Annotated in this window: 24 protein-coding genes; 11 read left to right on the plus strand and 13 right to left on the minus strand. The window is 72.5% G+C overall.

The features are described 5' to 3' along the window. Window positions 1-36: 36 nt before the first annotated feature. Window positions 37-249, plus strand: a complete 213-nt coding sequence (locus ABZY12_RS14650; protein ID WP_356890028.1) for a hypothetical protein — start codon at window positions 37-39, stop codon at window positions 247-249. Here ABZY12_RS14650 and dapA read toward each other — a convergent pair. Further along, window positions 240-1,127: a 4-hydroxy-tetrahydrodipicolinate synthase gene (gene dapA / locus ABZY12_RS14655; protein ID WP_356890030.1), complete on the minus strand. Its 888-nt coding sequence runs from the start codon at window positions 1,125-1,127 to the stop codon at window positions 240-242. The genes ABZY12_RS14650 and dapA overlap by 10 nt on opposite strands. Before the next feature lie 132 nt (window positions 1,128-1,259). On the opposite strand from dapA, the gene ABZY12_RS14660 reads away from it, so the two are divergent. Beyond that, a complete protein-coding gene (locus ABZY12_RS14660; protein WP_356890032.1) occupies window positions 1,260-2,000 on the plus strand; it encodes an SDR family oxidoreductase in 741 nt (246 codons plus the stop codon). A gap of 258 nt (window positions 2,001-2,258) precedes the next feature. Beyond that, complete coding sequence (locus ABZY12_RS14665; protein WP_356890034.1) at window positions 2,259-2,519, plus strand: hypothetical protein; 261 nt, start codon at window positions 2,259-2,261, stop codon at window positions 2,517-2,519. Between the two features lie 203 nt (window positions 2,520-2,722). Here the strand turns inward: ABZY12_RS14665 and ABZY12_RS14670 are convergent, their stop codons facing one another. Then, a complete protein-coding gene (locus ABZY12_RS14670) occupies window positions 2,723-3,175 on the minus strand; it encodes a GNAT family N-acetyltransferase (protein WP_356890036.1) in 453 nt (150 codons plus the stop codon). Window positions 3,176-3,315: 140 nt separating this feature from the next. On the opposite strand from ABZY12_RS14670, the gene ABZY12_RS14675 reads away from it, so the two are divergent. Further along, window positions 3,316-4,029, plus strand: a complete 714-nt coding sequence (locus ABZY12_RS14675) for an antibiotic biosynthesis monooxygenase (protein WP_356890038.1) — start codon at window positions 3,316-3,318, stop codon at window positions 4,027-4,029. A gap of 15 nt (window positions 4,030-4,044) precedes the next feature. Here ABZY12_RS14675 and ABZY12_RS14680 read toward each other — a convergent pair whose 3' ends face one another. Beyond that, entirely contained in the window at window positions 4,045-5,880 is a 1,836-nt protein-coding gene (locus ABZY12_RS14680; protein WP_356890040.1) for an endonuclease/exonuclease/phosphatase family protein, read from the minus strand. 213 nt (window positions 5,881-6,093) lie between these two features. Here ABZY12_RS14680 and ABZY12_RS14685 point away from each other — a divergent pair, with 213 nt between their 5' ends. Beyond that, window positions 6,094-7,578 carry a hypothetical protein gene (locus ABZY12_RS14685; RefSeq protein WP_356890042.1) on the plus strand — a complete coding sequence of 495 codons (1,485 nt, stop codon included), beginning with the start codon at window positions 6,094-6,096 and terminating at the stop codon, window positions 7,576-7,578. Window positions 7,579-7,765: 187 nt separating this feature from the next. On the opposite strand, the gene ABZY12_RS14690 is transcribed toward ABZY12_RS14685, so the two are convergent. Next, a complete protein-coding gene (locus tag ABZY12_RS14690) occupies window positions 7,766-8,533 on the minus strand; it encodes an SDR family oxidoreductase (RefSeq protein ID WP_356890044.1) in 768 nt (255 codons plus the stop codon). A gap of 87 nt (window positions 8,534-8,620) precedes the next feature. On the opposite strand from ABZY12_RS14690, the gene ABZY12_RS14695 reads away from it, so the two are divergent. Next, complete coding sequence (locus ABZY12_RS14695; protein WP_356890046.1) at window positions 8,621-10,015, plus strand: alkaline phosphatase PhoX; 1,395 nt, start codon at window positions 8,621-8,623, stop codon at window positions 10,013-10,015. Between the two features lie 101 nt (window positions 10,016-10,116). Next, window positions 10,117-11,133 carry a 1-aminocyclopropane-1-carboxylate deaminase gene (locus ABZY12_RS14700; protein WP_356890048.1) on the plus strand — a complete coding sequence of 339 codons (1,017 nt, stop codon included), beginning with the start codon at window positions 10,117-10,119 and terminating at the stop codon, window positions 11,131-11,133. Between the two features lie 34 nt (window positions 11,134-11,167). Here the strand turns inward: ABZY12_RS14700 and ABZY12_RS14705 are convergent, their stop codons facing one another. Together ABZY12_RS14705 and ABZY12_RS14710 are read right to left on the minus strand one after the other, a co-directional pair. After that, window positions 11,168-12,379, minus strand: a complete 1,212-nt coding sequence (locus ABZY12_RS14705; RefSeq protein WP_356890050.1) for a TerD family protein — start codon at window positions 12,377-12,379, stop codon at window positions 11,168-11,170. 36 nt (window positions 12,380-12,415) lie between these two features. Then, window positions 12,416-12,655, minus strand: coding sequence for a hypothetical protein (locus ABZY12_RS14710; RefSeq protein ID WP_356890052.1), 240 nt, complete (start codon window positions 12,653-12,655; stop codon window positions 12,416-12,418). A gap of 33 nt (window positions 12,656-12,688) precedes the next feature. Here ABZY12_RS14710 and ABZY12_RS14715 point away from each other — a divergent pair, with 33 nt between their 5' ends. Beyond that, window positions 12,689-13,684, plus strand: a complete 996-nt coding sequence (locus ABZY12_RS14715) for an AraC family transcriptional regulator (protein ID WP_356890054.1) — start codon at window positions 12,689-12,691, stop codon at window positions 13,682-13,684. A 245-nt stretch (window positions 13,685-13,929) separates the two neighbouring features. On the opposite strand, the gene ABZY12_RS14720 is transcribed toward ABZY12_RS14715, so the two are convergent. Beyond that, window positions 13,930-14,739 carry an NAD(P)-dependent oxidoreductase gene (locus tag ABZY12_RS14720; RefSeq protein WP_356890056.1) on the minus strand — a complete coding sequence of 270 codons (810 nt, stop codon included), beginning with the start codon at window positions 14,737-14,739 and terminating at the stop codon, window positions 13,930-13,932. A gap of 192 nt (window positions 14,740-14,931) precedes the next feature. Between ABZY12_RS14720 and ABZY12_RS14725 the strand changes: the two genes are divergently transcribed. Next, window positions 14,932-15,861, plus strand: coding sequence for a 5-dehydro-4-deoxyglucarate dehydratase (locus tag ABZY12_RS14725; RefSeq protein ID WP_356890058.1), 930 nt, complete (start codon window positions 14,932-14,934; stop codon window positions 15,859-15,861). Then, complete coding sequence (locus ABZY12_RS14730) at window positions 15,858-16,991, plus strand: hypothetical protein (RefSeq protein WP_356890060.1); 1,134 nt, start codon at window positions 15,858-15,860, stop codon at window positions 16,989-16,991. Before ABZY12_RS14725 ends, ABZY12_RS14730 begins: the two co-directional genes overlap by 4 nt. A gap of 93 nt (window positions 16,992-17,084) precedes the next feature. Here ABZY12_RS14730 and ABZY12_RS14735 read toward each other — a convergent pair whose 3' ends face one another. Beyond that, window positions 17,085-18,329, minus strand: coding sequence for an MFS transporter (locus ABZY12_RS14735; protein WP_356890062.1), 1,245 nt, complete (start codon window positions 18,327-18,329; stop codon window positions 17,085-17,087). A 101-nt stretch (window positions 18,330-18,430) separates the two neighbouring features. On the opposite strand from ABZY12_RS14735, the gene ABZY12_RS14740 reads away from it, so the two are divergent. Beyond that, window positions 18,431-19,855 carry an NCS2 family permease gene (locus ABZY12_RS14740; protein ID WP_356890064.1) on the plus strand — a complete coding sequence of 475 codons (1,425 nt, stop codon included), beginning with the start codon at window positions 18,431-18,433 and terminating at the stop codon, window positions 19,853-19,855. 31 nt (window positions 19,856-19,886) lie between these two features. Here the strand turns inward: ABZY12_RS14740 and ABZY12_RS14745 are convergent, their stop codons facing one another. From ABZY12_RS14745 to ABZY12_RS14765, 5 genes are all read right to left on the minus strand, one after another. Beyond that, on the minus strand, window positions 19,887-20,276 hold the full coding sequence (locus tag ABZY12_RS14745; RefSeq protein WP_356890215.1) for a hypothetical protein: 390 nt from the start codon (window positions 20,274-20,276) through the stop codon (window positions 19,887-19,889). A 164-nt stretch (window positions 20,277-20,440) separates the two neighbouring features. Then, entirely contained in the window at window positions 20,441-21,889 is a 1,449-nt protein-coding gene (locus tag ABZY12_RS14750) for a penicillin-binding protein 2 (RefSeq protein ID WP_356890066.1), read from the minus strand. 86 nt (window positions 21,890-21,975) lie between these two features. Beyond that, the gene (locus ABZY12_RS14755; RefSeq protein ID WP_356890217.1) at window positions 21,976-22,623 is read right to left on the minus strand and encodes a response regulator transcription factor; all 648 of its coding nucleotides are present in this window, start codon (window positions 22,621-22,623) and stop codon (window positions 21,976-21,978) included. After that, entirely contained in the window at window positions 22,623-23,882 is a 1,260-nt protein-coding gene (locus tag ABZY12_RS14760; RefSeq protein ID WP_356890068.1) for a histidine kinase, read from the minus strand. The genes ABZY12_RS14755 and ABZY12_RS14760 overlap by 1 nt, the downstream gene beginning before the upstream one ends. Continuing rightward, on the minus strand, window positions 23,879-24,871 hold the full coding sequence (locus tag ABZY12_RS14765) for a hypothetical protein (RefSeq protein WP_356890070.1): 993 nt from the start codon (window positions 24,869-24,871) through the stop codon (window positions 23,879-23,881). Before ABZY12_RS14765 ends, ABZY12_RS14760 begins: the two co-directional genes overlap by 4 nt. Window positions 24,872-24,954 lie beyond the last annotated feature (83 nt).

The raw sequence follows: 24,954 nt of genomic DNA on the forward strand, positions 1-24,954 counted from the left end.
ACAGCGTCATACGAACGGACAAGGCGAGGAGTCGACATGAGGACGAGGCCCACCGTCGTCGGACTGCTGGGAGCGCTGACCGTCGCGGGGGTGCTGCTGCCCGCGGCGGCCGCCGTCGCGGACGAGACGCACACCCGCTCGCACAACGGGCCGCACGTCTCCCTGATCTCCACCGGTCAGATCGACGACCCGCTGGAGGACGTGCTGGAGCACGCCGCGATCCTCGGCCACACGTATGTCTACGACTGAACCAGCTCCTCGAACGCCGCCCGCAGCCCGTCGACCGTCTCCCGGTCGGCGGGCTGCAGCGGTTCCCGCACGTACCCGCCGCCGCCCTGGGTGTGGAGGAGCGCCTTCGCCGTCACCGTGCCGGGCAGACCCGAGGCCATCATCAGCTCGGCGAGCGGCAGCGTGAGCGCGTTGAGCCGGGCCGCGCCCGCCGTGTCGCCCGCGTCGAAGGCGTCGAGCACGGCCCGCATCTGACGCGGCGCCACATTGGCCACGGTGCTGACGTAGCCGGCTCCGCCGACCGCGTACAGCGGCAGGTTCAGCTCCTCGCAGCCGGAGTAGTACGCGAGCGAGGTGCGGGCGATCACCTTCGCGCTGCCGAGCAGGTCGTAGGCGCAGTCCTTCACCGCGACGATCCGGGGGTGCGTGGCCAGCCGGAGCATCGTCTCCGGTTCGATACGGGTGCCGGTGCGGCCGGGGATGTCGTACAGCATCACGGGCAGGGTGGTGGCGTCCGCCACCCGCAGGAAGTGCGCCTCGACGGCCGCCTGCGGCGGACGGCTGTAGTACGGCGTGACCACCAGGAGTCCGTCGGCGCCCGCGGCCTCGGCCTGGTGGGCCAGCTCGACCGTGTGGCGGGTGTCGGAGGTGCCGACGCCCGCGACGATCGACGGTCCGGGGCCGACGGCGTCGCGTACCGCCCCGACCAGCGCGGCCTTCTCGGCGTCGGACGTCGTGGGGGACTCGCCCGTCGTGCCGTTGAGGACGAGACCCTCGCAGCCCTCGGAGACGAGACGGACGGCGTGGTCGCGGGCGCCGTCGAGATCGAGTGCTCCGGAGGCGGTGAACGGAGTGATCATCGCGCACAGGGCGCGGCCGAAGGGGCGTTCTGTGTCCATCGTCGCAGTCTGTCGGCCCTCCACGGTGAAGGTCCACTTAGATCTGCTTCGGTGGAGAGGTAAGCGTCGGTGAAGAGTGGTCGTCTGGCATGATCGGCCGGGCGCGACAGGGGGACCAAGGGAGAACACACCATGAGCGAACAGCGCGTCGCCCTCGTCACCGGCTCGTCCTCGGGCATCGGGGCCGCCGTCGCCCGACGGCTGGCGGAAGCCGGCATCCGGGTCGTCGTCAACTCCGCGCGGTCCGTCGAGGCCGGCACGGCGCTCGCCGCCGAACTGCCGGGCGCCGTCTACCTCCAGGCGGACGTCTCAGACGAGGCGCAGGCCCGCGGACTCGTCGAGCGGACCGTCGAGATCTGCGGCCGTCTCGACATCCTCGTCAACAGCGCGGGGACCACACGGTTCATCCCGCATGACGACCTCGACGCGGCCTCGCCCGACGTCTGGCGGCACCTCTACGACGTCAATGTCATCGGCGTATGGCAGACCATCACCGCCGCCGTCCCGCATCTGCGCGCGAGCGGCGCCGGCTGCGTCGTGAACATCTCCTCGCAGGCCGGCGTCCGGCCGGGCGGCAGCTCCATCCCGTACGCCGTCTCCAAGGCGGCCGTCAACCACATGACCAAGCTGCTGGCCAAGACACTCGGCCCGGAGGTGCGGGTCAACGCCGTCGCTCCGGGCCTCATCGACACCCCCTGGTTCGACGGCGTCGAGGGCGCCGACGACGCCAAGGCGCATGTGGCGGGGGCCGTTCCGCTGCGCCGGGTCGGCCGCCCCGAGGACATCGCGCAGGCGGTCCACGACCTGGCCCACGCCTCGTACATCACGGGAGAGGTGCTGCTCGTGGACGGCGGCGGGCACCTGCTCGGATGACCCCTGGGACGGGAGCGATCCGGCGTCACCGTGGCACACGGCGGGACGCGTCCGTCCATCCGGGTCATGCTCGCCTCCGAGCCGAGGCGAAGGAGGCGATATCGGCGCGTCGTCTGTCGAAACGGGCAATCCATCCCATAGTTTCGGGCCCGGCAGTATCACTCAATCGCGACTCATGTTGAGTCTGACGAAAGTGGAGACGTAGTGCGCAACCTTCGCAAGGCCGTTGTCGTGGCTGCCCTTGTCGGGAGTGTCAGCATGTTCGGGGCGGGTGTGGCCTCCGCCGACGACGAGGCTACCTACGGGAGCGGAAACGGCACCGACCCGGTGCTGTGCCACCAGGTGAGCCACCAGGGGACGGTGCAGAACGGCCTCGTCAACATCGCCGATCTGGGGCTGGGACTCCTCATCGGCGGCGGCACGGGGTCCACGGACACGAACCAGCAGATCTGCGCCAACGGTCCCGTCTTCGCCGTGAACGGCGTTGATGGCGGCTCGGACGAGGGCAACCTCCTGTAAGGCGCGTTTCGTCCCAGCGGGGGTATGCGGTGACTCGGGCGACGGAGCCGCTTGGAAACAAGCGATCGGACGTCTGAGACTCGGAGCCGTATGCAACCGCTGGGCCGTGTCGTCGAAATCCCGTCTGCCCCTGGGTGGACGGGATTTTGGCGACTGGCCCTTCTGCGGCATGCCAGGGTCAGGCGAGACTTTGCGGACACGACCTAGCGCGGCAGAGTCATCTTGAAGCCGTCGTGGCTGCGCGCGAAGCCCAGGGAGGCGTAGAAGCGGTGGGCGTCCGCCCGCCGCTTGTCGCTGGTCAACTGGACGAGCCCGCAGCCGCGTTCGCGTGCGCGTTCCACTGCCCGGTTCATCAGCTCCCGACCGAGCCCGTCGCCGCGCCGGTCCGCCCTGATCCGGACCGCCTCGATCAGCGCCCGCTCGGCGCCGCCCTTGCCCAGGCCGGGGATGTAGGTGGCCTGCAGGCAGCCGACGACCGTCCCGTCCTCCTCCGCGAGCACCAGGACCTCGTTGCGCGCGTCGCGCTCGATGTCCGCGAACGCCCGCTCGTACGCCTCCGTGACGGTGACCGAAGCGGGGTCGACGACCTTCTCCTCGTCGGCGAGCAGGGCGAGGACGGCGGGGAGTTCGGCGCGGGTGGCGGGACGCAGGATCATGGCCGGAGTCTGCCACGGGCCGCCCATGGGCAGGCGCGTGGAGCCCCGGACCAGGGCGCTTGACCTCAAGCATGGTTGAGGGATGAGGGTGGAGGTCTCGACGACACCTCGAGAACACCCGCGCGACCAGGAGGCCCCTGATGGACGCCGTACTCCAGCCCCACGCCCGCCCCGATCACCACCGAGCCGGCGTCGGTCTCGTCGCCGTCAGCACCTGGCGCGTCGGCACGCCCGAGCGGCAGCGTGCGACCGTCGACGCGATCGCCCGGGCCTGGCGGAGCCGGGAGTGGCCGCACGCCGGACTCCTGTCGTACTCCGTGTGCACCGGCACCGACGGCGACACCCTGCTCCACCACTCGCAGTGGACGAGCGAGGAGGCCTACCAGGAGTTCTTCCGCACCTTCCGAGACGAGCGGAACGCCGAGATCGACGCGGCCGTGCCCGGCATCCAGCGGGTCGCGCTCCACCGCTACGCGCCGCCGTACCGCTCCGCCGTACTGAGCGAGGAGAGCGCCGCGGCCGTGCCCGGCAGCGTCGTGACCGTCGAGGTCGAGTTCGACGGGCCGGACACCGCCCGGCAGCGGGCCTGGGTGGACGCCGTGTTCACGGCCATGGCCGACGACGTCGGCACGCGCCCCGCGCGCGGCGGGATCGCGGCGCACTTCCACCTCTCCACCGACGGCTCCCGCGTCCTGAACCACGCCGAGTGGGAGAGCGAGCAGGCCCATGTGGAGTGGCAGGCGGAGTACGCCCCGCTCACCGATGCCTGGGCGGCGGTGCACCACTTCCCGGGCCTGAGCGGCAGCCGGGTGCGGCGGTACACGCCCGCGCTGAGCCTGCGCGCGGGCGTGTGACCGCCGTCCGGACACCTACGGGCGGAAGCGCAGCACCTGCGGGTCGTGGTCGCTGTTCTGCTCGGCGAACTCCGCGTTGATGTGGACGCTGTCGTACTCGAAGTGGTGGACGCCCGGGCTGGTCAGGATCTGGTCGAGGACCTGGCTGTTGCCCTGGAACACGTACGAGTAACGCTCGCCGCGCGGCAGCGACTTCACCGCCGGGTAGAGCGCCCCGCCCTCCGTCAGCGCCTTCGTGGTCTCGGAGAACTCGAAGTCGTTGATGTCGCCGAGGACGAGGACATCGGCCTGCTTCTCGACGGCGAGGATGTCCTTGACGAACGTGTTGACGGCCTGCGCCTGGAGGAGGCGCTTGGCCTCCGACGAGCGGACCGGCGGCTGGTGGTGCGAGGCCAGGCTCTCGTCGCCGCCCTTGGAGCCGAAGTGGTTGGCGATCACGAAGACCGTACGGCCGCGGAAGGTGAACTCGCCCGCCAGCGGCTTGCGGCTGTTCTCCCAGGCGGTGTTACCGGGGTCGATCCGGCCGGGGGAGAGCGTCAGCGCCGCACCGCCCCGCTCACCGCGGACCACACCGGTCGCGGTCGTCGCGTCGCCGGCCCCCCGGTCGGCGAAGGAGACCCGCTCCGGGTTGAAGAGGAAGACCTGGCGGATGTTGCCGCCGGGCTCGCCGCCGTCCTTGTTGTTCACCGGGTCGACGGACCGCCACTCGTACGCCGGGCCGCCGGCGGCCACGATCGCGTCCGTGAACTTCTTCAGCGTCCGGCCGGCGGCGACCGTGCCGTCGTTCTTGGCGCCGTTGTCGTCCTGGATCTCCTCCAGGGCCAGGATGTCGGGCGAGGCCAGGTTGTCCACCACGGCCGCGGCCAGCGCGTCGAACTTCTCCTGCGGGTCGGACGGGTCGAGGTTCTCGACGTTGTACGTCGCCACGGCCAGCTCGTTCTTGTGCTGCTTCTCCGTGGACTCGCGCTCCAGGCCGCGGTCGACGACCGTGCCGAGGGTGCGCGCGGTCACCTTGTAACCGCCGAACTGGTCGAAGTCCAGCGGGCCCTCGCTCGGACCGGCCAGCCAGTCCCCGACGTTCGCGGTCGGGAAGGGCTGCTGGGCGAGCGGGGTCAGCGACTGGACCTTGAGACGGCCGGTGTTCTGGGCGGTGTACGAGCCGTAGACCGCGCCGCCGCGGGGGCTGGGGTTCTCCCACGGCTTCACCGTCACCCACAGCTCGGCGTGCTCGGTGGAGGCGCCCACGACGCGCGAGGAGCCGATGCGGACGTTCGTGCCCTCCAGGGACTCGTAGTAGTCCAGGGCGTACGTGTCGGGCTCCAGCGCGAGGCCGTTGATCGAGCCGCCGGCGGCCGGGTCGCCCTCGGGGGCGTAGGCGTCCGGGACGGAGAAGCCGGAGATCGTCACCGGGGCCGGAACCGGGTTGCCGGAGGAGAGCACGGTGACCGTCGGCCGGGAGAGCTGGGTGAGCGACTGGTTGCCGGAGTTCAGGCCGCCGGGGACGTACTCGCCGACCGTGCCGTTCACGCTGACCGCGTCGCCGACGGCGACGGTCGGGACGGAGCTGGTGAAGACGAACAGGCCCTCGCTGGTGGCCGCGTCGTCGTCGGCCTGCGGGTCCTGGATCCAGAATCCGCGCGAGCCGTAGGTGCGCACGCCGGTGACGATGCCCGTCACACCGGTGACCTGCTTGCCGACGAGCGGCGACGTGCGAGTGGTGCCCTGGATGTCGTGGATGCGGACACCCGCGGCGGTCTCCGCCGAGGCGGAGGAGCCCGCGAGGAGCCCGGCGGCGAGCGCGGCGGACACGACGGCGGCGACGGCCGCGGATCTCGGTATGGAGGAAGGCATCAAAGGGCTCCGGATGTGCTTGGAGGATCGGTCGATGGATCTACGCGCGTCAATCTCTTGGCAGAGCGGCCTCCTTGTCAAGGGTCGACGGGTGTACGAAGGCTGACGGATCCGTGAACCTGCGGCCCTCGGTGGAATTGCGTCTACGCTGAGGGCCGTCCCTGACCGACCGGGCCCGTCACCCCCGCGCACGTTTCGAGGAGAAGACCCTTCATGGCATCGGACCGCCCCACCCTGCCCCCCGTTCAGCTGCACTCGGACGCGGAGCTGGCGCGGGACGCCCTGGCCACCCCCCTGCTCGCCCGCGCCGTGCGGCTCGCCCGCTGGGCGGGGCCCGAGACCGGGGTCGGCGCGGGCGGTGAGCTCGTCGACGAGCAACTTCCCTCCGCCGCCGAGGCGTTGGGCCTGGCGGCGGACGAGGACGGCATGGCGTACGCGAGCGAGGCGTGGCGGATCGCGGTCGACACCGGGCTCGTGGAGGTCGAGGAGGAGGACGCCGGAGACGGTTCCGCCGATGCCTCCGACGACGGCTCGGGCGAGGTGGTCGGGACGGTCACGGCGGGGGAGAACCTCGCGCTCCTCACCGGCGGCGGTGCACCGCTCGACGTCCTCGGCATCTGGCTGGACGCACTGGACGTCGTGTTCGCCGACGCCACCGCGCCCGTGCTCGACGACCTCGCGGAACTCATCGGCGAGGGCGGCGAGATCGACTTCGAGCGGCTCGACTGGAACCCCGAGGAAGAGGCGGAGTTCCTGGAGGGCGTGCTCGGGAACCTGTATCTGCTCACGGTCGGCGAGGGCGGCGCGGGCGAGGGCCCGGTGCCGCTGCCGGCGCTCGCGGCCTCGATGATCGTGCCGGACGACATGGGTGAACCGACGGACGACGTGCTGGAGCAGGTGTCCGAGGCGATGATGCGCCTCGACGACCAGTTCCGGCTGCTCGAACCGATCGGACTCGTCGCGTACCAGCCCGTCGACGAGGCGCTGATGGTGGAGGAGGGCGAGGAGCCCGCCTCGCCGGTCGACGAAGAGGACGTCACGCGGTACGGCATGGTGCGGCTGACGCCGCTCGGACTGTACGGAGTCCGGGCCCGGATGCTGGAAGCGGGCGTGGACGCGCCGGCCGTCGGCGACCTGGCCGACAAGGGCGCCGACGCGCTGCTCGACGGGCTCGCGCACTACCCGGTGACGGCGGCGCGCGCCGAGACGGTGGGCTGGCTGGCCGGCCGGGAGGCGGTGAGCGCGGCGCGGGAACTGCTCGGCGCGGCGCGGGGCACGGACGCGGGGTCGCCGCTGCGGCGGCTGCACTGCCAGCAGGCGCTGTCGCTGGTCGGCGCGGAGGCGGAGCCGGCGGTCCGCGAGGTCCTGGACGACGCGGAGCTGGGCGGCCTGGCGAGGGTCTGGCTCGCGGAGCGGGGGGCGGCGGACATTCCGGCGCCGCCGGAGTCGATGATCTTCTGGCTGGCGATCGACACGATCGCGGCGCAGCTGGAGTCGGACGGTGACTTGGAGGAACTCCAGGACCTGGTGGAGGGCCTGACGGGTCGGCACAGCGGCTTCTTCGACGCGGCGTGGCGGGTCGAACACCCGGCGACGGCGGACGTCCTGGAGGCGATGGGCCGCCTGCACCGCGACAGGACCGCGGCGAAGGAGGCCCGCAAGGCGGCGTTCAAGGCCCGGTCCCGCCCGGGGGCGTGACGCGGTTCGTACGGGTGCGTGGTGCCTTCCCGTACGGGTGCGTGGTGCCTTCCCGTACGGGCGGGGGTGACGCCCTCCGTACGGGCGGGGGTGACGCCCTTCGTACGGGTGGGGTGACCGCCTCCCCGCGTGGGGGCGTGACTCCCCCCGCCCCCTTCCGTACGTGTGCGTGACGCCCTCCGCCCCCTCACGTGCGCAGGTGCGACGCGCCGTTGAGGTCGAGGATCGTGCCGGAGGACCATTCGGCCTCCGGGGAGGCGAGCCAGAGGACGGCCGCGGCGATCTCCTCGGCCGTGGCGACGCGGTGGAAGGGGCTCTGGGCGAGGATGGCCGGGCCCTCGGGGCCCGTGAGCCGCGGGGCCACGCGTTCGGTGGCGAAGAACCCCGGCGCCACCGACGCGACCCCGATGCCGTACGGGGCCAGCGAGACGGCGAGCGACTGGCCCAGCGCGTGGACGGCCGCCTTCGTCGCGCCGTAGGCCGGGTGGTCCGGCTCGCCCCGGAAGGCGCCACGCGAGCCGATGTTGACGATGCGGCCGCCACCGCCCTGGTCGATCATCCGCCGCGCCGCCAGATGGCTCAGGTTCGCCGTACCGAGCAGGTTCACGGACACATGCCGCTGCCAGAGCGCCACCCACTCCTCGTACGGGGTGTCCGGCAGCGGATGACGGATGTTCACGGCCGCGTTGTTCACCAGCACGTCGATCCCGCCCAGCGCCTCGGCCGCCGCCTCCGCGACCGCCGCGGCCCCCGCCGGATCCGCGAGGTCGCCGCCGACCAGCGCGTGGCCCGTGCCGTCGAGCGAGTCGAGGGTCTCGCGGGCCTCGTCGGCGCGCGAGCCGTAGTGGACGGCGACCCGGTCGCCGTGGGACGCGAACGCCCGTGCAACGGCGCGGCCGAGGCCCCGTGACGCACCGCTGACGAGGACACGCCGGCCGGAGGCGGGCAGGTTCATGGAAGGTGGCCTTTCCGTTCAACTGTCGTTCGTGCGTGCGCGGGACCGTGTGCCCGACATCGGGTGACCTCAGGGAGACGTATCGCCATGCCCCTCAACCGTAGAGAGTTCGCCAAGCAGTCCGCCGCCACGGGTGCCGGTCTGGCGCTCACCGGCACCGTCGGCGCGCTCGCCACCGCGCCCGAGGCGCTCGCCGCCGAGGAGCGGGAGACGTACGGCAACGGCCTGCCGCTCGGCTACGGGCCCCTCGTCGACGACCCCCGGGGCGTCCTCGCCCTCCCCGCCGGCTTCTCGTACCGCATCGTCACCCACAGCGGCGTCACCACGCTGGAGTCCGGCGAGTTCACGCCCGAGAAGCACGACGGCACGGCCACCTTCGAGGGCCGCCGAGGCGTCACCCTCCTGGTCAACAACCATGAGCTCAAGGGCCCCCGGTCCAAGTGGAAGCACCCGGTCCCGCTCGCCGAGGGCCTCGTCTACGACCCCGCCGCCTCCGGCGGCTGCACCGTCGTCGAGGTGCACCGCGACGGCTCCGTCGCCGAGTGGGTCGGCATCGCCGGCACCTCCACCAACTGCGCCGGCGGCCGTACCCCCTGGGGCACCTGGCTCACCTGCGAGGAGAACTCCGACCGCGCCGGCGAGAACGGCATGACCGAGGACCACGGCTACGTCTTCGAGGTCGACCCGCACGACCGCCGCGCCAACCGCGACCCGAAGCCCATCAAGGCCTTCGGCCGCTACGACCACGAGGCCGTCGTCATCGACCCCAAGCGCGGCCACGCCTACCTCACCGAGGACGCCGACGAGCCCAACGGCCTCTTCTTCCGCTGGGTTCCTCCGCAGGGCTTCGAGCACGGCCGCGGCCGGCTCCGCACCCTCGCCGACGACGCCGGTGTCCTCCAGGCGCCCCGCTGCATCGACTCAGCCGGCCGGTTCGTCGACGACCTCTCCCGCGCCACGCGGATCGGCACGGTCTACGGCGTGGACTGGGTCGACGTCCCCGACCGCGACGGCCGCACGGTCGAGGTCCGCCGGCAGTTCGGCGACCACGAGGTCACCCGCGCCCGCAAGCTGGAGGGCATGTGGTGGGCCGACTCGGGCGCCTACATCGTCTCCTCGTACGCCCGTGAGGAGAGCCCCGGCGCCGCGCACGACGGTCAGGTCTGGTTCTACGACCCCAAGCGCCGCACCCTCACCCTCAAGGTGCTGCTCGGGGTGGCGTCCGGATACGACGGCCCCGACAACATCACCGTCTCGCCCTACGGCGGTCTGGTCATCGCCGAGGACGGCGAGGGCGTCCAGCACCTCTTCGGCGCCACCGACCGCGGCCGCACCTACCCCATCGCCCGTAACGACCTGAACGGCAGCGAGTTCGCGGGCGTCGTCTTCTCGCCCGACGGCGACACCCTCTACGCCTGCATCCAGGAGCCCGGGCTCCTGCTCGCGATCACCGGGCCGTGGCGCCGCCAGCCCCGCCGCTGACCCTGGTCGCCGGCGGTCGCCGACACCTAGCATGCGGCCCGGGGGGACACGGGCCGGGCGCGAGGCCCCTGTCCCCGTCACGCCACGACCCGGGAGCCGCCATGCCGATCGCCGACTTCGACCGCTACCCCCTGCTCTTCGGGCCCTCACCGGTCCACCCCCTCGCACGGCTCGGCGACCACCTCGGCGGCGCCGCGCTCTGGGCCAAGCGGGAGGACTGCAACTCCGGTGTGGGCTACGGCGGGAACAAGACCCGGAAGCTGGAGTACCTGGTCGCCGACGCCCTCGCGCAGGGCTGCGACACGCTCGTCTCCATCGGCGGTGTGCAGTCCAACCACACCCGCCAGGTCGCCGCCGTCGCCGCCCGCGCCGGGCTGAAGTGCGTGCTGGTGCAGGAGAGCTGGGTCGACTGGCCGGACTCGGTCTACGACAAGGTCGGAAACATCCTCATCAGCCGGCTCGCGGGCGCCGACGTGCGCCTGGTGAAAGCCGGGTTCGGCATCGGCTTCAAGGAGAGCTGGGAACTGGCCCTGCGGGAGGTCGAGGAGAGCGGCGGCAAGCCCTACGCCATCCCCGCCGGCGCCTCCGACCACCCCTTGGGCGGTCTCGGCTTCGCCCACTGGGCCTACGAGGTGGCCGAGCAGGAGCGGGAGCTCGGGGTCTTCTTCGACACCGTCGTGGTCTGCTCGGTGACCGGCTCCACCCAGGCCGGCATGGTCGCCGGCTTCGCCGCGCTCGTCGAGGAGGGCGGCCCGGCCCGGCGGATCATCGGCATCGACGCCTCCGCCGAGCCGGTGCCGACCCATGAGCAGATCACCCGGATCGCGCGGAACACCGCCGCCCTGATCGGCGTCGAGCGGGACGTCACGGCCGCCGACGTCGAGCTGGACGACCGCTATCACGCCGGGGTGTACGGCATCCCGGACGAGGCCACCCTCGACGCGATGCGACTCGCCGCCCGTACGGAGGGCATGGTCACCGACCCCGTCTACGAGGGGAAGTCGATGGCGGGCCTGATCGACCTGGTGGCGCGGGGCGAGATCGGCCGGGACTCGACCGTTCTCTACGCCCACCTCGGCGGCCAGCCCGCCCTCAACGCGTACAGCGCGCTGTTCTGACCGGGCCCACCGGCACGCGGCCGGCCGGCCGGGGTCAGAGCGCCTGGGCGGCCGGCTTCACCATGCCCCGGACGGTCCGGGACTTCACGAACTCGCCCATCGCCGTCATCTCCCACTCGCCGGAGAACTGCTTGATGAGCTTGGCCATCATCACACCGGTCTGCGGCTCGGCCGTGGTGAGGTCGAAGCGGACCAGCTCCTCGCCCGTCGCCGCGTCCATCAGCCGGCAGTACGCCTTGGCGACCTCGGTGAACTTCTGCCCCGAGAACGAGTTGACCGTGAAGACCAGCCCGGTCGCGTCGGCGGGGAGACGGCCGAGGTCGACGACGATGACCTCGTCGTCGCCGGCGCCCTCGCCGGTCAGATTGTCCCCGGAGTGCTTGACCGAGCCGTTCAGGATGGACAGCTTGCCGAAGTAGCAGCTGTCCAGGTGGTTGCGCTGGGGGCCGTAGGCGATCACGGAGGCGTCGAGGTCGATGTCCTTGCCGCGGTACGCCGGCTCCCAGCCGAGGCCCATCTTCACCTGCGAGAGCAGCGGCCGGCCGCCCTTGACGAGGGACACGGTCTGGTTCTTCTGCAGACTGACCCGGCCCTTGTCCAGGTTGATCTTGCCCGTGGAGGCGGCGGGGGGCGCGGCGGGCGCGGGAGGCGCCGGGGCGGAGACCCGCGGGTCCACGGGGGCGGCCGCCGGGGGCGTCACCGGAGTGGGCGGTGCGACCGGCGTGGCCGGCGCCGCCGCGGGCTCCTCGTCGACGGAGACGCCGAAGTCGGTGGCGATGCCGGCGAGCCCGTCGGCGTACCCCTGACCGACGGCTCGCGCCTTCCACGCGCCGTTGCGCAGGTAGATCTCGACGACGACCAGCGCCGTCTCCGTACCGAGCCGGGGCGGGGTGAAGGTGGCGAGGACGCTGCCGTCGTCGGCGTTGCTGATGGTCGCCGTGGGCTCGATGCCCTGGAAGGTCTGGCCCGCCGCGTCGGGGCTGGCGGTGACGACGATCTTCTCGATGCCGGCCGGTACCGCGCCGGTGTCCACGACGATCGCGTCCGGCGCGGTGCCGCCGCCGGAGCGATACGTCACACCGGGGCCGGCCGGCTGGTTGTAGAAGATGAAGTCGTCGTCCGAGCGCACCTTGCCCTCGGGGGTGAGCAGCAGGCCCGAGACGTCGAGCCGCACCGGGGCGGCGACGTCCACCGCCACGCGCGCGGCGGAGAGAGGGATGTTCGAGCCGGGGGTCATAGCGGTCATGCCAGGGGTAACGAGCGAGACCGCTTTGCCGTTCCCTTACCTTCGCTCCCTTCGGCCACTTCGGTTACGGGGATGGTTCCGGGCGGCGCGTTCGTTGCCGAACTTGTACGCGCCGGTCCAGCGGGCCATGACCGGCTGGGCGTCGCCCGACTCCACCTCGGTCAGGAACTTCTCCGCCCGCTCGCCGCGCAGCGTTCCGGCGGCGCGTCCGTGATGGGTGAGGACGACCGTGCCGTCCCCGCGCCGCTCGTAGCTGAATCCATGAGGTCGAGGCATGCGGGCATCCTGCCGGTCAGGGGCACGTCCGTCATGCGAATATTCTTGCGGCTCGTGGGTGGGAGTTCTTTTCGTACGGGGGACGTGGACCGGGCGCGGCGGGAGATCGACGCGCGGTACTACGCCAACTTCATGGACGTCATCGAGCGGCGGGAACGTTCCTTCGCCGCCCGCTTCGACACGGTCCGGCTGGGGCCGCTGGTCATCGGGGACCTCTCCTGCGGGGCCGACGTCCGGATGCGGTTCGGCGAGCTCGGCGCCTTCCATGTGAACGCTCCGATGAGCGGATCGATGGAGCTGCGTCAGGGCGGCGGCGGTCCGGTGCTCGCGACGGCGGCCGAGGCGGTGGTGCTCGATCCGACGGGCGACACGTTCCTCGACCGCTGGAGCGGGGACTGCCGGGCCCTCTCGGTCAAGATCGACGCGCCCGCGCTGCACGACCGTCTGGAGAGCCTGATCGGCCGCCCGCCCCGGGGCCGGCGGCTCGCTTTCGAGCCCCGCCTGGACATCTCGCGCGGCCCGGGTCTCGCCTGGGTGCGGTTCGCCCGGCAGGTGGCACGCGAGGCGCTCTCAGGGGACAGCCTGGTTCAGCACGAGCTGGTCGCCCGGCCCCTTCAGGAGGCGCTGCTCAACGGACTGTTGCTGGCCGCCGACCATCCCTGGCGCGAGGAGCTGGCCCGCCCCGGGGGCCCGCCGCGGCCCGCACCCGTCAAACGCGCGATGGACGCCGTACGGGCGCGTCCCGAGCACCCCTTCACCACCACGGAACTCGCCGGTCTCGCCAAGGTCAGCGTGCGCCGGCTCCAGGAGTCCTTCCGGGAGTACGTCGGGATGTCACCGATGGCGTACGTGCGGGAGGTCCGGCTCGACCGGGTCCACGAGGAACTGCGCGCGGCGGACCCCGGGGAGCTGGGGGTGAGCGAGGTGGCCTGGCGCTGGGGATTCACGCATCAGGGGCGGTTCGCGGGGTGGTACCGGGAGCGTTTCGGGGAGACGCCCTCGCAGACGCTGAGGGCGGCCGCGCGGTAGGGGGCGTCCGGCCGGACAGGGCCCCGGCGGGCACGCCGCGCCGGTCGCGTGGGTCGCGCCGGTCGTGTCGAGGACGACGCGTCGCGTTCCCCGGACAGTCGCCGCGCTTTGCGGATCGCGGGGGCCGCGCGGCGCGCCTAGGGTGCGGAGGTCGCGTGTGCCAGGGCATGCCGTGACCCGGGCCCCGGCCGGCTCCCCCGCTAAGTCCGGCCGGGCCCGTGTACATCCTCCGTACCGGCTGTCCGTCAGTAGGGCCAGCGCGGCGGGTCGGTGCAGAAGTGCCCGCCCAGGTTCGCGTTCGCCGGATCGTCGTCGGACGGCAGGCCCTGCTCGGCGATGATCCGCTCCGCGAACCGTTCGGAGTCGTCCCGCGGTTCGTAGCCGAGCGCCCGGGCCGTGGAAAGGTCCCACCACAGGCGGGTATTGGCCGAGGAGCCGTACACCACGGTGTGCCCCACGTTCTCGGCGGTGAGCGCCGCGTGCAGCAGCCGGGCGCAGTCGGCCGGGCTCAGCCACATCGACAGCATCCGCACCGAGGTCGGCTCCGGGAAGCAGGAACCGATCCGGACCGAGACGGTCTCCATCCCGTGCATGTCCCAGTAGAACTGGGCCAGATCCTCGCCGAAGCACTTGGACAGGCCGTAGAGCGTGTCGGGCCGGTGCGGGGTGTCGACCGGGATCACCGGGTCGCCGTCGCGCGGGCGCGGGGTGAAGCCGACGGCGTGGTTGCTGGAGGCGAAGACGATCCGGCGCACCCCCTCCTCGCGGGCGGCCTCGTAAAGATGGTGCAGTCCGGTGATGTTGGCGGCCAGGATCTTCTCGAAGGTGGACTCCAGCGAGATCCCCGCGAGATGGACGATGGCGTCGACACCCCGGACGGCTTCCCGCAGCGCCTTCCGGTCGGCGAGATCGGCGACGATCGCGTCGGGTGCGCCGTCGACGGGTGCCAGATCGAGCAGCCGGAGCTCGTATCCGTGGGCGGGCAGCAGCTCCCGCATCAAGGTGCCGACGCCGCCGGCGGCGCCGGTGAGCAGGACGGTGCGGGGTGTGGGCATGGAGCGAGTCTCCGTCCATAGATCGTATTCACAACCATGGACACGCTAGGGAGTGGCTCACGAGCCGTCAAGAGCTGGCGTGGGGGCGGGTTTGCGCCTTGACCTGCGCTCCGGCGCTGCTCTAGCGTGAGCTTGTTCATGAATATGGACGGCAATCAGAATTGTGCACGACGGACTTCTCTGGGAGCGCCCGTGACCTCAGCCCCGCTCGCCGACCGGCTCGACGGCCTGCTGTTCTTCCCCGTCACCGCCTTCGGCCCGGACGGCACCGTCGACCTCGACCTCTTCCGCGCCCATGTGCGCGCCGGCGTCGAGGCGGGCGCCGGCGCCGTCTTCGCCTGCTGCGGCACCGGCGAGTTCCACGCCCTCACGCCCCAGGAGTTCCGCGCCTGCGTCGCCGCCGCCGTCGAGGAGACCGCCGGCCGGGTCCCCGTGGTCGCCGGCGCCGGCTACGGCACGGCGCTCGCCGTCCAGTACGCACGGCTCGCCGAGGAGGCGGGTGCCGACGGGCTCCTCGCCATGCCTCCGTACCTCGTCGTCGCCGACCAGCCGGGGCTGCTGCGCCACTACACCGAACTCGCCGCCGCCACCTCCCTCGACGTCATCGTCTACCAGCGCGACAACGCCGTCCTCACCCCGGAGACCGCCGTCGCCCTCGCCCGGGCCGAGGGCGTCATCGGCCTCAAGGACGGCCTCGGCGACCTCGACCTCATGCAGCGGATCGTCAGCGCCGTCCGCTCCGAGGGCCTCGAACTGCTCTACTTCAACGGCCTGCCCACCGCCGAACTCACCGGCCTCGCCTACCGGGGCATCGGCGTCACGCTCTACTCCTCCGCCGTCTTCTGCTTCGCCCCCGACATCGCCCTCGCCTTCCACCGCGCCCTCGCGTCCGGCGACGACGCGACCGTGAACCGGCTCGTCGACGGCTTCTACCGGCCCCTCGTCGAACTCCGCGCCAAGGGACGCGGATACGCCGTCTCGCTCGTCAAGGCGGCGGTACGGATGGGGGGTCTGGACGTCGGAGAGGTACGGCCGCCGCTGAGCGAGCCCGCACCGGAGCATCTGAAGGAACTCGCCGGGATCATCGAGCGCGGGCGCGCCCTCCTCGGAGGCGACGCATGAGGGCCGGCACGTTCGTCTACCCGTGGGACGTCGTCGGCGACCCGGCGGCGCCGGGCAGGCTGGCGGACCTGGGCGTCGCCCAGGCCACGCTCGCCTCCGCCTACCACTCCACGCGGGCGCTCACCCCACGCCACCCGGCGCACCGGATCGTCACCGCCGAGCACGCCGCCGTGCTCTACCCGCCGGACCCGGCCCGCTGGTCCGGGCGCGACCTGCGGCCGTATCCGGCGGGGGAGTGGGCGCCGGGCGACGCGTACGGGCAGGCCGCCGAGGCGCTCGCGGGCGCGGGCCTCGAGGTGCTCAGCTGGGTCGTCCTCGCGCACAACTCCCGGCTGGGCGCCGAGCACCCGGAGACCTCGGTCGTCAACGCGTACGGCGACCGCTACCCCTGGGCGCCGTGCATCGCCCGGCCCGACGTCCGCGCCTTCCTGGTCGACCTGGCGGCAGAGGCGGCGGTACGGCCCGGGGCGGCCGGCACCGAGCTGGAGTCCTGCGGCTGGTACGGCCTCGCCCACCTCCACGCCCACGACAAGACGGCGGGCGTGCCGCTCGGCGACGCGGAGCAGTACCTGATGTCGCTCTGCTTCTGCCCCTCCTGCCGCCAGGGGTACGGGGAGGAGGGCCTGGACCCCGACGAGCTGGCCGCGGCCGTGCGCGGTGCCCTGGAACCGGCCTGGGCGGGGGGACCGGCGGGAGGGCTCGGCGCCGTCGAGGCGGACGCCGTCCTGTCCTGGCGCACCCGGACCGCCCGGGCCTTCCAGGAGGCCGCGGTGGGCGCGGTCCGGGCGGCCGCCCCGCCCGGCTTCCGTGTCCTGCTCCACGCGGACCCGCTCCCGCACCGCTGCGGCGCGAACGTCGGCACCGACCCGGCCCATGTCCTCGGCCTCGCGGACGGCGTCGTCACCCCGGCCGCCTCGGTGGCCCCGTTCGCGCCGCACGCGGGCCCGGCCTCCGTGATCGCGGCCAACCTCCAGGTGGTCACCGGCATGGGAGGCTCCCCGCGGACCCTGGCCGACGACGCGAAACGGGCGGCCGCCGCGGGGGCGACCGAACTCCGCCTCTACCACGCGGGCCTGGCCTCGACCCCGGACCTCACGGCGGTACGGGACGCCTTGCGGACGCTGGGCTGAGACGGGGAGTCGCGCCGTCAGGGGGGCCGGCGCGACGCCACGGCGGGAACGGAGCGCCTTGCGGACGCTGGGCTGAGACGGGGCGCCGGGGCGTCAGGGGGCCGGCCGGTCGCCCCTCGCCGGGCCGGCCGGGGCGGGAGACCGGGCCCCGCTTCCGGTGGTCCCCTTGGCCGCCAGCGTCACCGCGCCCGCCAGGCCCAGCACCCCCAGCGCGGGCAGCAGGATCCGGATGTCGACGACCGCGATCAGACCCGCGCCCACGGCCAGAGCGGCCGCGTTCGGGACGAAGACCAGGGTGTGGGCCGTCGCCGCCGTACGTCCCACGGCGTCCGGCGGCGCCTCCCGCTGGACGGCCGTCATCGCCGCGACCAGGACCCAGGGCAGCCCCAGGCCGATCACCGCGCTCGCCGCCAGCGCCACCCCGTCGTGGGGAAGCGCCCTGGCCGCCGCCGCGACCGCGAACAGAGCCAGGCCGACGGCCGAGAGCAGCCGCGCCGGGACGCGGCGCAGCAGGGGCCCTGCCGCCAGGCCCGCGACGACCGAGCCGGCGCCCTGGACCGCGTACAGCACGCCCGCGTACGCCGGGTCGTGCCCCAGCCCCCGGTCCACCACGGCGTAGACCGCCGCGCCGTTGAGACCGGCGAGGAGCATGGTGAACGCGCCCGCCAGGACCAGCGGGCGCAGCACCGGCGAGGCGCGGACGATCCGCAGACCCTCCGCCGTGTCGCGGAGCCAGTGCGCCGATCGCCCCGGTCCCCGGCGCTTCCGCGCCGGGCGGGCCGGCTTCTCCTCCCGTACCCGCATCAGGGCGAACACCCCCGCCGCGACCGCGAACGTCGCCGCGTCGAGCAGCGCCACCGGACCGCCGCCGTAACGGGCGAACAGGCCGGCCGCCACCAGCGGGGCGACCAGCTTCATGCCCTCGTCGGCCGTCATCCGCAGCCCGTTGAAGTCCGCCAGCCAACGCTTGTCCAGCGCGCTCACGGCGAGCCCCGCCTCCGCCGCCTCGTGGACGACGCCCTGGGTCCCGTACACCACGAGCACCGCGAACAGCAGCCACACCCGGTCCGCGGAGTCCACCCACAACAGCATCGGCAGCAGCGCCGCCATCGCCGTGTTCGACCACACCATCAGCGGCCGCCTGGGCACCCGGTCGGCGACCGTGCCGAGCAGCGGCCCGAGCAGCGCCGGCGCCCACAGGGCGAAGACGGTCAGCGCCGCCAGACTGTCCGAACCCGTCAGGGACTTGACCCAGATCCCCGACGCCAGCCACATCGCGGTGGAGCCGAAGCCCGACACCAGCACACCGGTCAGATACAGGGCACCCGTTCTCCTCATGACCGCAGGGTGGCCTCTAAGGCGGCTCGCGGAGATCGGTCACTTGACCTACGTAACACCGGCGACACCTGAAACAGCGCGCCGCTGGGCACAATCCCGCCATGCCACAAGAGACGCCACAAGCCACCGGCATCGACCGGTTCTTCCGAATCAGCGAGCGAGGGTCGACCTACGCCCGGGAGATACGCGGCGGCTTCGCCACGTTCTTCACCATGGCGTACATCCTCGTCCTCAACCCGATCATCCTGGGCAGCGCCGAGGACAAGTTCGGCGATCAGCTCAGCAGCGCCCAACTGGTCACCGTCACCGCTCTGGTGGCCGCCGTGATGACGTTCGTGATGGGCGTCGGCGGCAACCTTCCGCTGGCGATCGCCGCCGGGCTCGGCCTGAACGCCGTCGTCGCCTTCCAGCTCGCACCCCTCATGAGCTGGCCCGACGCGATGGGTCTCGTCGTGATCGAGGGGCTGCTGATCTGCGTCCTGGTGGTCACCGGGCTGCGCGAGGCGGTCATGCACGCCATCCCGCAATCCCTCAAACAGGCCATCTCCGTCGGCATCGGCCTCTTCATCGCCTTCATCGGCTTCGTCGACGCGGGCTTCGTCACCCGAATCCCCGGCGAGACCGGCTCCGTCCCCGTTCAGCTCGGCGCGGCCGGACACCTCTCCGGCTGGCCGGTTCTGGTCTTCTGCCTGGGCGTCCTGCTCACCATCGCGCTCATGGCGCGCAAGGTGAAGGGCGCGATCCTGCTCTCCATCGTCGTCATGACCGTCGTCGCCGTGGCCGTCAACGAGCTCGCCGACATTCCGCCGCTCGCCTGGGGCCTGACCGTCCCGACCCTCCCCGAGGACATCGTCGCCGCCCCGGACTTCGGGCTCGTCGGCTCCTTCAGCCTCTTCGGCGCGTTCGAGCAGATCGGTGTCGTCACGCTCGTCCTGCTCGTCTTCACCCTGCTGCTCAGCGACTTCTTCGACACCATGGGCACGGTGGTCGGCGTCTCCAGCGAGGCCGGACTCCTCGACGAGGAGGGCAAGGTCCCGCACCTCGGCCGGGTCCTCCTCATCGACGGCGCCGCCGCCGTCGCGGGCGGCGCGGCCTCCGCCTCCTCGAACACCTCCTACATCGAGTCCGCGGCCGGCGTCGGCGAGGGCGCCCGCACCGGCTTCGCCTCGGTCGTCACCGGCGGCCTGTTCGCCCTCGCCCTCTTCCTCACCCCCCTGGCCACCGTCGTCCCGGCCCAGGCGGCGGCGCCCGCGCTCGTCGCGGTCGGCTTCCTGCTGATGTCCCAGGTGCGGCACATCGACTGGACGCGCTACGAGATCGCCATCCCGGCCTTCCTCACGATCGCCGTGATGCCGTTCACGTACTCCATCACCAACGGCATCGGCGCCGGTTTCCTCGCGTACGTCGTCATCAAGACGGTCCTCGGCAAGGCGCGCGAGGTGCACGGGCTGCTGTGGGGCACGGCCGCGCTCTTCGCGGTGTACTTCGCGATCGACCCGATCGAGCAACTCCTCGGCGTCGGCTAGGGACACTCCCCAGCGCGGGAACGGCGGGGCCTCATGCCTCGGCGACCTTCCCGGGCCGGGTCTCGTACCGGAGGGCCGCGCCCGTCGCCAGCGCGCCCAGGCCCTCCCAGAGGCCCACGCCGAGGAAGCCGGCCGGGGCGCGGCCCGTGACGACCGCGAGGGTGAAGACCGTGCAGGTGAGGAGGCGGAAGGGGACCGTCCAGCGGAAGAAGGGCTTCCAGTCGGCGAGGGAGGCGAGGATGTAGTAGACGCCCATATTGAGCGCGGCCATGGAGGACGCCGTCAGGAAGACCAGGGTGTGGTCCCCCTCCGCGCGGCTCGCGTCGGGTATGGGTTCGAAGCCCATGGCCGTGAGCATGATGGCCGGGGCGACGAGCCCCACCACGCCCATGGCCGCCGCGAGCAGCCCGAAGACGGCCATGGTCCAGCCGGAAGGGGAACGGGGCAGTCGCACGGCGGTCCTCCGCGAGGTCGAATCCGTGCTCGGAACGCTCGGATCGTGAAGGATCCTGCATACCGTGTCGCGGGTCCCGCCGACCAATCCGCCCGCCCGCCCGATCCGCCCGACCGCGCCGTCCCTTCCGGCTAGTTCAGCGCCGCCTTCATCATCTTCTGCGCCACCGGGGCCGCCAGTCCGTTGCCGCTGACCTCCGAGCGGGCCGCGCCCGAGTCCTCGATCATCACGGCGACCGCGACCTCCTTCCCGGTGTCCGCGTCCTTGGCGTAGGACGTGAACCAGGCGTACGGCGTCTTGCTGTTGTTCTCGCCGTGCTGCGCGGTGCCCGTCTTGCCGCCCACCTCGGCGCCGTCCACGGCCGCGTTCGTGCCCGTGCCCTTCTCGACCACCGTCACCATCGCGCTGCGCAGCTGCTCCGCCGTCGAGGAGGAGACGACGCGCCGCGTGTCCCCGTCCTTCGAGGACTCGAGGGTGTCGCCGTCGGAGTCGACGACCTGGGAGACCATGTGCGGGGACGCCATGAGCCCGTCGTTGGCGATCGCCGCGGACACCATGGCCATCTGGAGCGGAGTGGCGGTCACATCGAACTGGCCGATACCGGTCAGCGCCGTCTGCGCCTTGTCCATGCCGGACGGATACACGCTCGCGTAGGCGCGTACGGGCACGTCCTGCTCGTCATCGTTGAAGCCGAATTTCTCCGCCAGCGCCTTCACCTTGTCCTGGCCGAGGTCGACGGCCATCTTGGCGAAGACGTTGTTGCAGGAGTACCGCAGCGCCGTGCGGATGGTGGCGTTCTCACAGGGCGCGGACGTGTTCTCGTTCTTCAGCACCGTCCGGGTGTTCGGCAGCGTGTACGGATCGGGGCTGGCGGTCGCCGAGTCCACCGAGCCGTACAGCCCGTCCTCCAGGGCCGCCGCCGCGACCACCAGCTTGAACGTCGAGCCGGGCGGGAGCGGCTGCCGCAGCGCCCGGTTGACCAGCGGCTTGTCCTCGTCGGTGGTCAGCTCCCGCCAGTCGGAGCCGTCCGTGAGACCGGCGATCCTCGACGGGTCGTACGACGGGGTGGACACCAGCCCCAGGATCCGTCCGGTCTTCGGGTCGAGGGCGACGGCCGCGCCCTTCTTCTCGCCGAGCGCCTCGTACGCCGCCTTCTGCACCGCCGGGTCGATCGTGGTCAGGACGTCGCCCGGCTCCTGCTGCTTGCCGGTGAGGGCGTCCAGCGGGTTCTTCAGCCGGGTGTCGGTGCCGTCCAGGACATCGGCGTAGATGCCCTCCAGCTGGGTGGCGCCGTACGCCTGCGAGCTGTAGCCGGTGACGGCCGCGTAGAGCTCACCGTCCGTGTAGTGGCGCTTGTACGCGAGGTCGCTCCCCTCCGTCTTCTTCGAACCGGTGACCGGCGAGCCGGCCACGATGATGTCCCCGAGCGGCTGCGCGTACCGCGCCATGACCTTCCGCCGGTTGTTCTTGTCGTCCGCGAGGGCCTTGCCTTCGTACGCCTGCACCCAGGTCGCCCGGCCCAGCAGGGCGAGCACCAGGAGCAGCGCGAAGACCGAGGCGCGCTTGATCGTCTTGTTCATCCCATATGCGGGACGAACGAGGGGGCGGCGATCGTTCCGGATGTGTCCCGTTTCTCAGGAAACGTTCATGCGCCGGCGTCCCCGGGTCATCGCGGGGTGATGAACCCCGACTCGTACGCCGTGATCACCGCCTGCGTACGGTCACGGGCGCCGGTCTTCGCCAGGACCGCCGCCACATGGGTCTTGACCGTCGCCGGGCCGACGCCCATGCGGGCGGCGATCTCCGCGTTCGTCAGGCCCGTCGCCATCAGCCGCAGCACCTCCGCCTCGCGCTCGGTGAGCCGGGCCACCCAGGGCGGCGCCGCCGGCGGGCGGCGGCGGGCGTGCTCGGCCGCCAGGCCGCGCACCGCCGCCGGATAGAGCAGGGAGTCGCTGCGCGCCACCAGTCGGACCGCGCTCACCAGTTCCTCCGCCGCCGCCCGTTTCAGCAGGAACCCGGCCGCTCCCACCCGCAGCGCGTCGTACACGTACGCGTCGTTCTCGAAGGTCGTCACCACCACGATCCGCGGCGGTTCCGGCAGCCCCGCGAGGATCTGCTCGGTCGCCCGGATCCCGTCGATCTCCGGCATCCGTACGTCCATCAGCACCACGTCCGGACGCAGCTCGCGCACCACCGACACCGCCTCGGCGCCGGTCGACGCCTCGCCGACGACCGTCAGGTCCGGTTCCGCGTCCAGGATGACCCGCAGGGCGGTGCGCACCATCCGCTCGTCGTCGGCGAGCACGATCCTGATCACCGTCCGCCTCCCCGGGGCAGACCGCCCAGGGGCAGGCGGACCGCGAGCCGCCAGACGCCGTCCGCCGGGCCCGCCTCGGCCGTGCCGCCGAGCAGGCGGGCCCGTTCGGCGACGCCGCGCAGGCCGCGTCCTCCGTCGGGGCGGACCACCGGCGCCCGGCCGGGCAGCGGATTCTCCATCGTGATCTCCAGCTCCTCGTCGTGCAGGCCGATGCGCGCGGTCACGCGCTCACCGCCCGCGTACCGGGCCGCGTTCGTCAGACCCTCCTGGACGATCCGGTACGCCTCCCGCGACACCGCGTCCGGTACACGCTCCAGCTCCCCGGTCACCGTCAGCTCCGCCTGCCGCCCCACGGCCTTGAGCAGCGCGTCCAGCGAGGCCAGGTCCGGGCCCGGCAGCTCACCGCCGGCCCCGTCGTCGCCCTGGCGCAACAGGCCGAGCACCGCGTCCAGTTCGCCGACCGTGCGCCGGGTGGTCTCCTCGATCGCCGCCAGTGCCTCCCGTACGAACTCCGGGTCGGAGTCCAGGACTTTGCGGGCGGCGCCCGCCTGGAGTGTGACGGCGCTCAGCGCGTGGCCGACCGAGTCGTGCAGTTCGCGGGCGAGGCGGTTGCGGACGGCCAGCTCGGCGGCGCGCCGTTCGGCCGCCGCCAGCCGGTCCGCCCGGCTCGGCCCGAGCAGCCGCGGCGCCTGCCGGGCGAGGAACGCCCCCGCGCCCGCCGCGACGGCGGCCAGGGCGACCAGCATCAGCAGGCCCGCCGGGACGTACAGCCACAGCGGGCCCGACCGGTCGGCCCCCCAGAACGAGGCCAGTTCGGACTCCCGCAGCCCGGCCGAGAACGGCAGGACCATCAGCGTCACCGCGAACGGGGGCAGCGCCAGGGTCGCCCCGCTGACCAGTGCGCCGATGCCCAGATGGAGCGTGAACCAGCCCGCCGTCCGCGCCTTGGCGTCCCGGCCCCTGGCGGGGCCGTCCGCGAGCCCGTCCGGCGCCACCCCGCACAGCGCCCGCGCCGCCGCCACGGACATCGGCCGGGTCAGTGGGAAGAGCGAGGTGAGCGCCGCCAGCGGCAGACCGATCGCGTACGCCCCGAACTGCGGGGCCACACTCGCGGAGAACATGGACGAGCCGGTGAGCGGCCCCACGATCAGGGTGCCGACCAGCCAGTACGGCATGAACAGCGCGCCGCCCAGGATCAGATGGACCCATCGGAGCCTGGCCCGCTGCCCCGTCAGGAGCGTGAGCGGTCGCCTCACGCGCTCGCGCTCCGGCGGCGCAGGAAGACGGCCAGACAGCCCGCCAGCAGGAATCCGGTGATCATTTCCCCAGCGTAGGTCAGCCGCATCAGGTCTGTGTGCGCCTCGACCGGATCGGTCCCCGGCAGGAGCGACACCAGGGTCATGTACGCACCCCAGCAGCCCAGACCGCCCGAGCCGACCCAGCCGGCCGCCAGCGCCGTACGGACCGAGAGCGAGCGGGGCCGCTGGAACACCAGCAGCAGGACGGAGACGACGGCGACGGCGGCGAAGAAGAGGCGCATCCACTCCACGACGTAGAAGTCGGACGTGCGCTCGGCGACGCGGGCCGCCGCGAGGCCGGTCGTCGAACCGAGGGCCCACATCGCGTGCGGCACGGCCGTCACGACGGCGAGCAGGGCGGCGACCACGGCCGTGATCCGCGCCCCGGTGCCGGAGCAGCGGGCGGGCAGATCCCCGAGGGCGCCGCGCCAGAGATGGCCCCAGCGGTCCCGGGTGTAGAGGAAGAACAGCGTGCCGAGCGCGATTCCCTGGACGATGAAGCCGCCGTAGACGACTCCGAAGACCCACTCGTCGAGGAACGGCCTGCCGCCGGCGGCATGCCTCTGCGGGCCGGTGAACAGGGAGGTGGCCAACTGAGCCGGGAAGCCGATCATGATCGGGGCGAGCAGCCCGCTCGCGGCCCACATCGGGACCGCCAGCAGCCAGGCCCTGACCCGCAGACCCCAGGGCTGGGTGAGCAGCAGGGCGAGGACCACGACCAGGGCGTCCGCCACCACGGAGACGGAGTTGGCGACGATCAGCAGCGCCCGGTGATCGAGAAGCACACTGCCGGCCGGGATGCCGATCTCGCTGCCCGCCACCCAGGCGATCTTGAGGGTGATGTAGGGCAGGCATGTCACTGAGGCGAGGACGCGCAGGATCCGGCGGGCGGCGCTCGGCCGGGCGGCGGCGGGCGCCGGAGCGGGGAGGTGAGCGGTCTGTGTCATGGCTCCACGCTGTCGCGCGGCCCGCCCCTCCCACCTCCTGCCGGGCGATGAACCGCCTCCACCGCACGGCGGAGAAGCGCCTC

Origin of the sequence: Streptomyces sp. NPDC006551 (genome assembly GCF_040611675.1) — a bacterium.
Classification (GTDB): Bacteria; Actinomycetota; Actinomycetes; order Streptomycetales; family Streptomycetaceae; genus Streptomyces.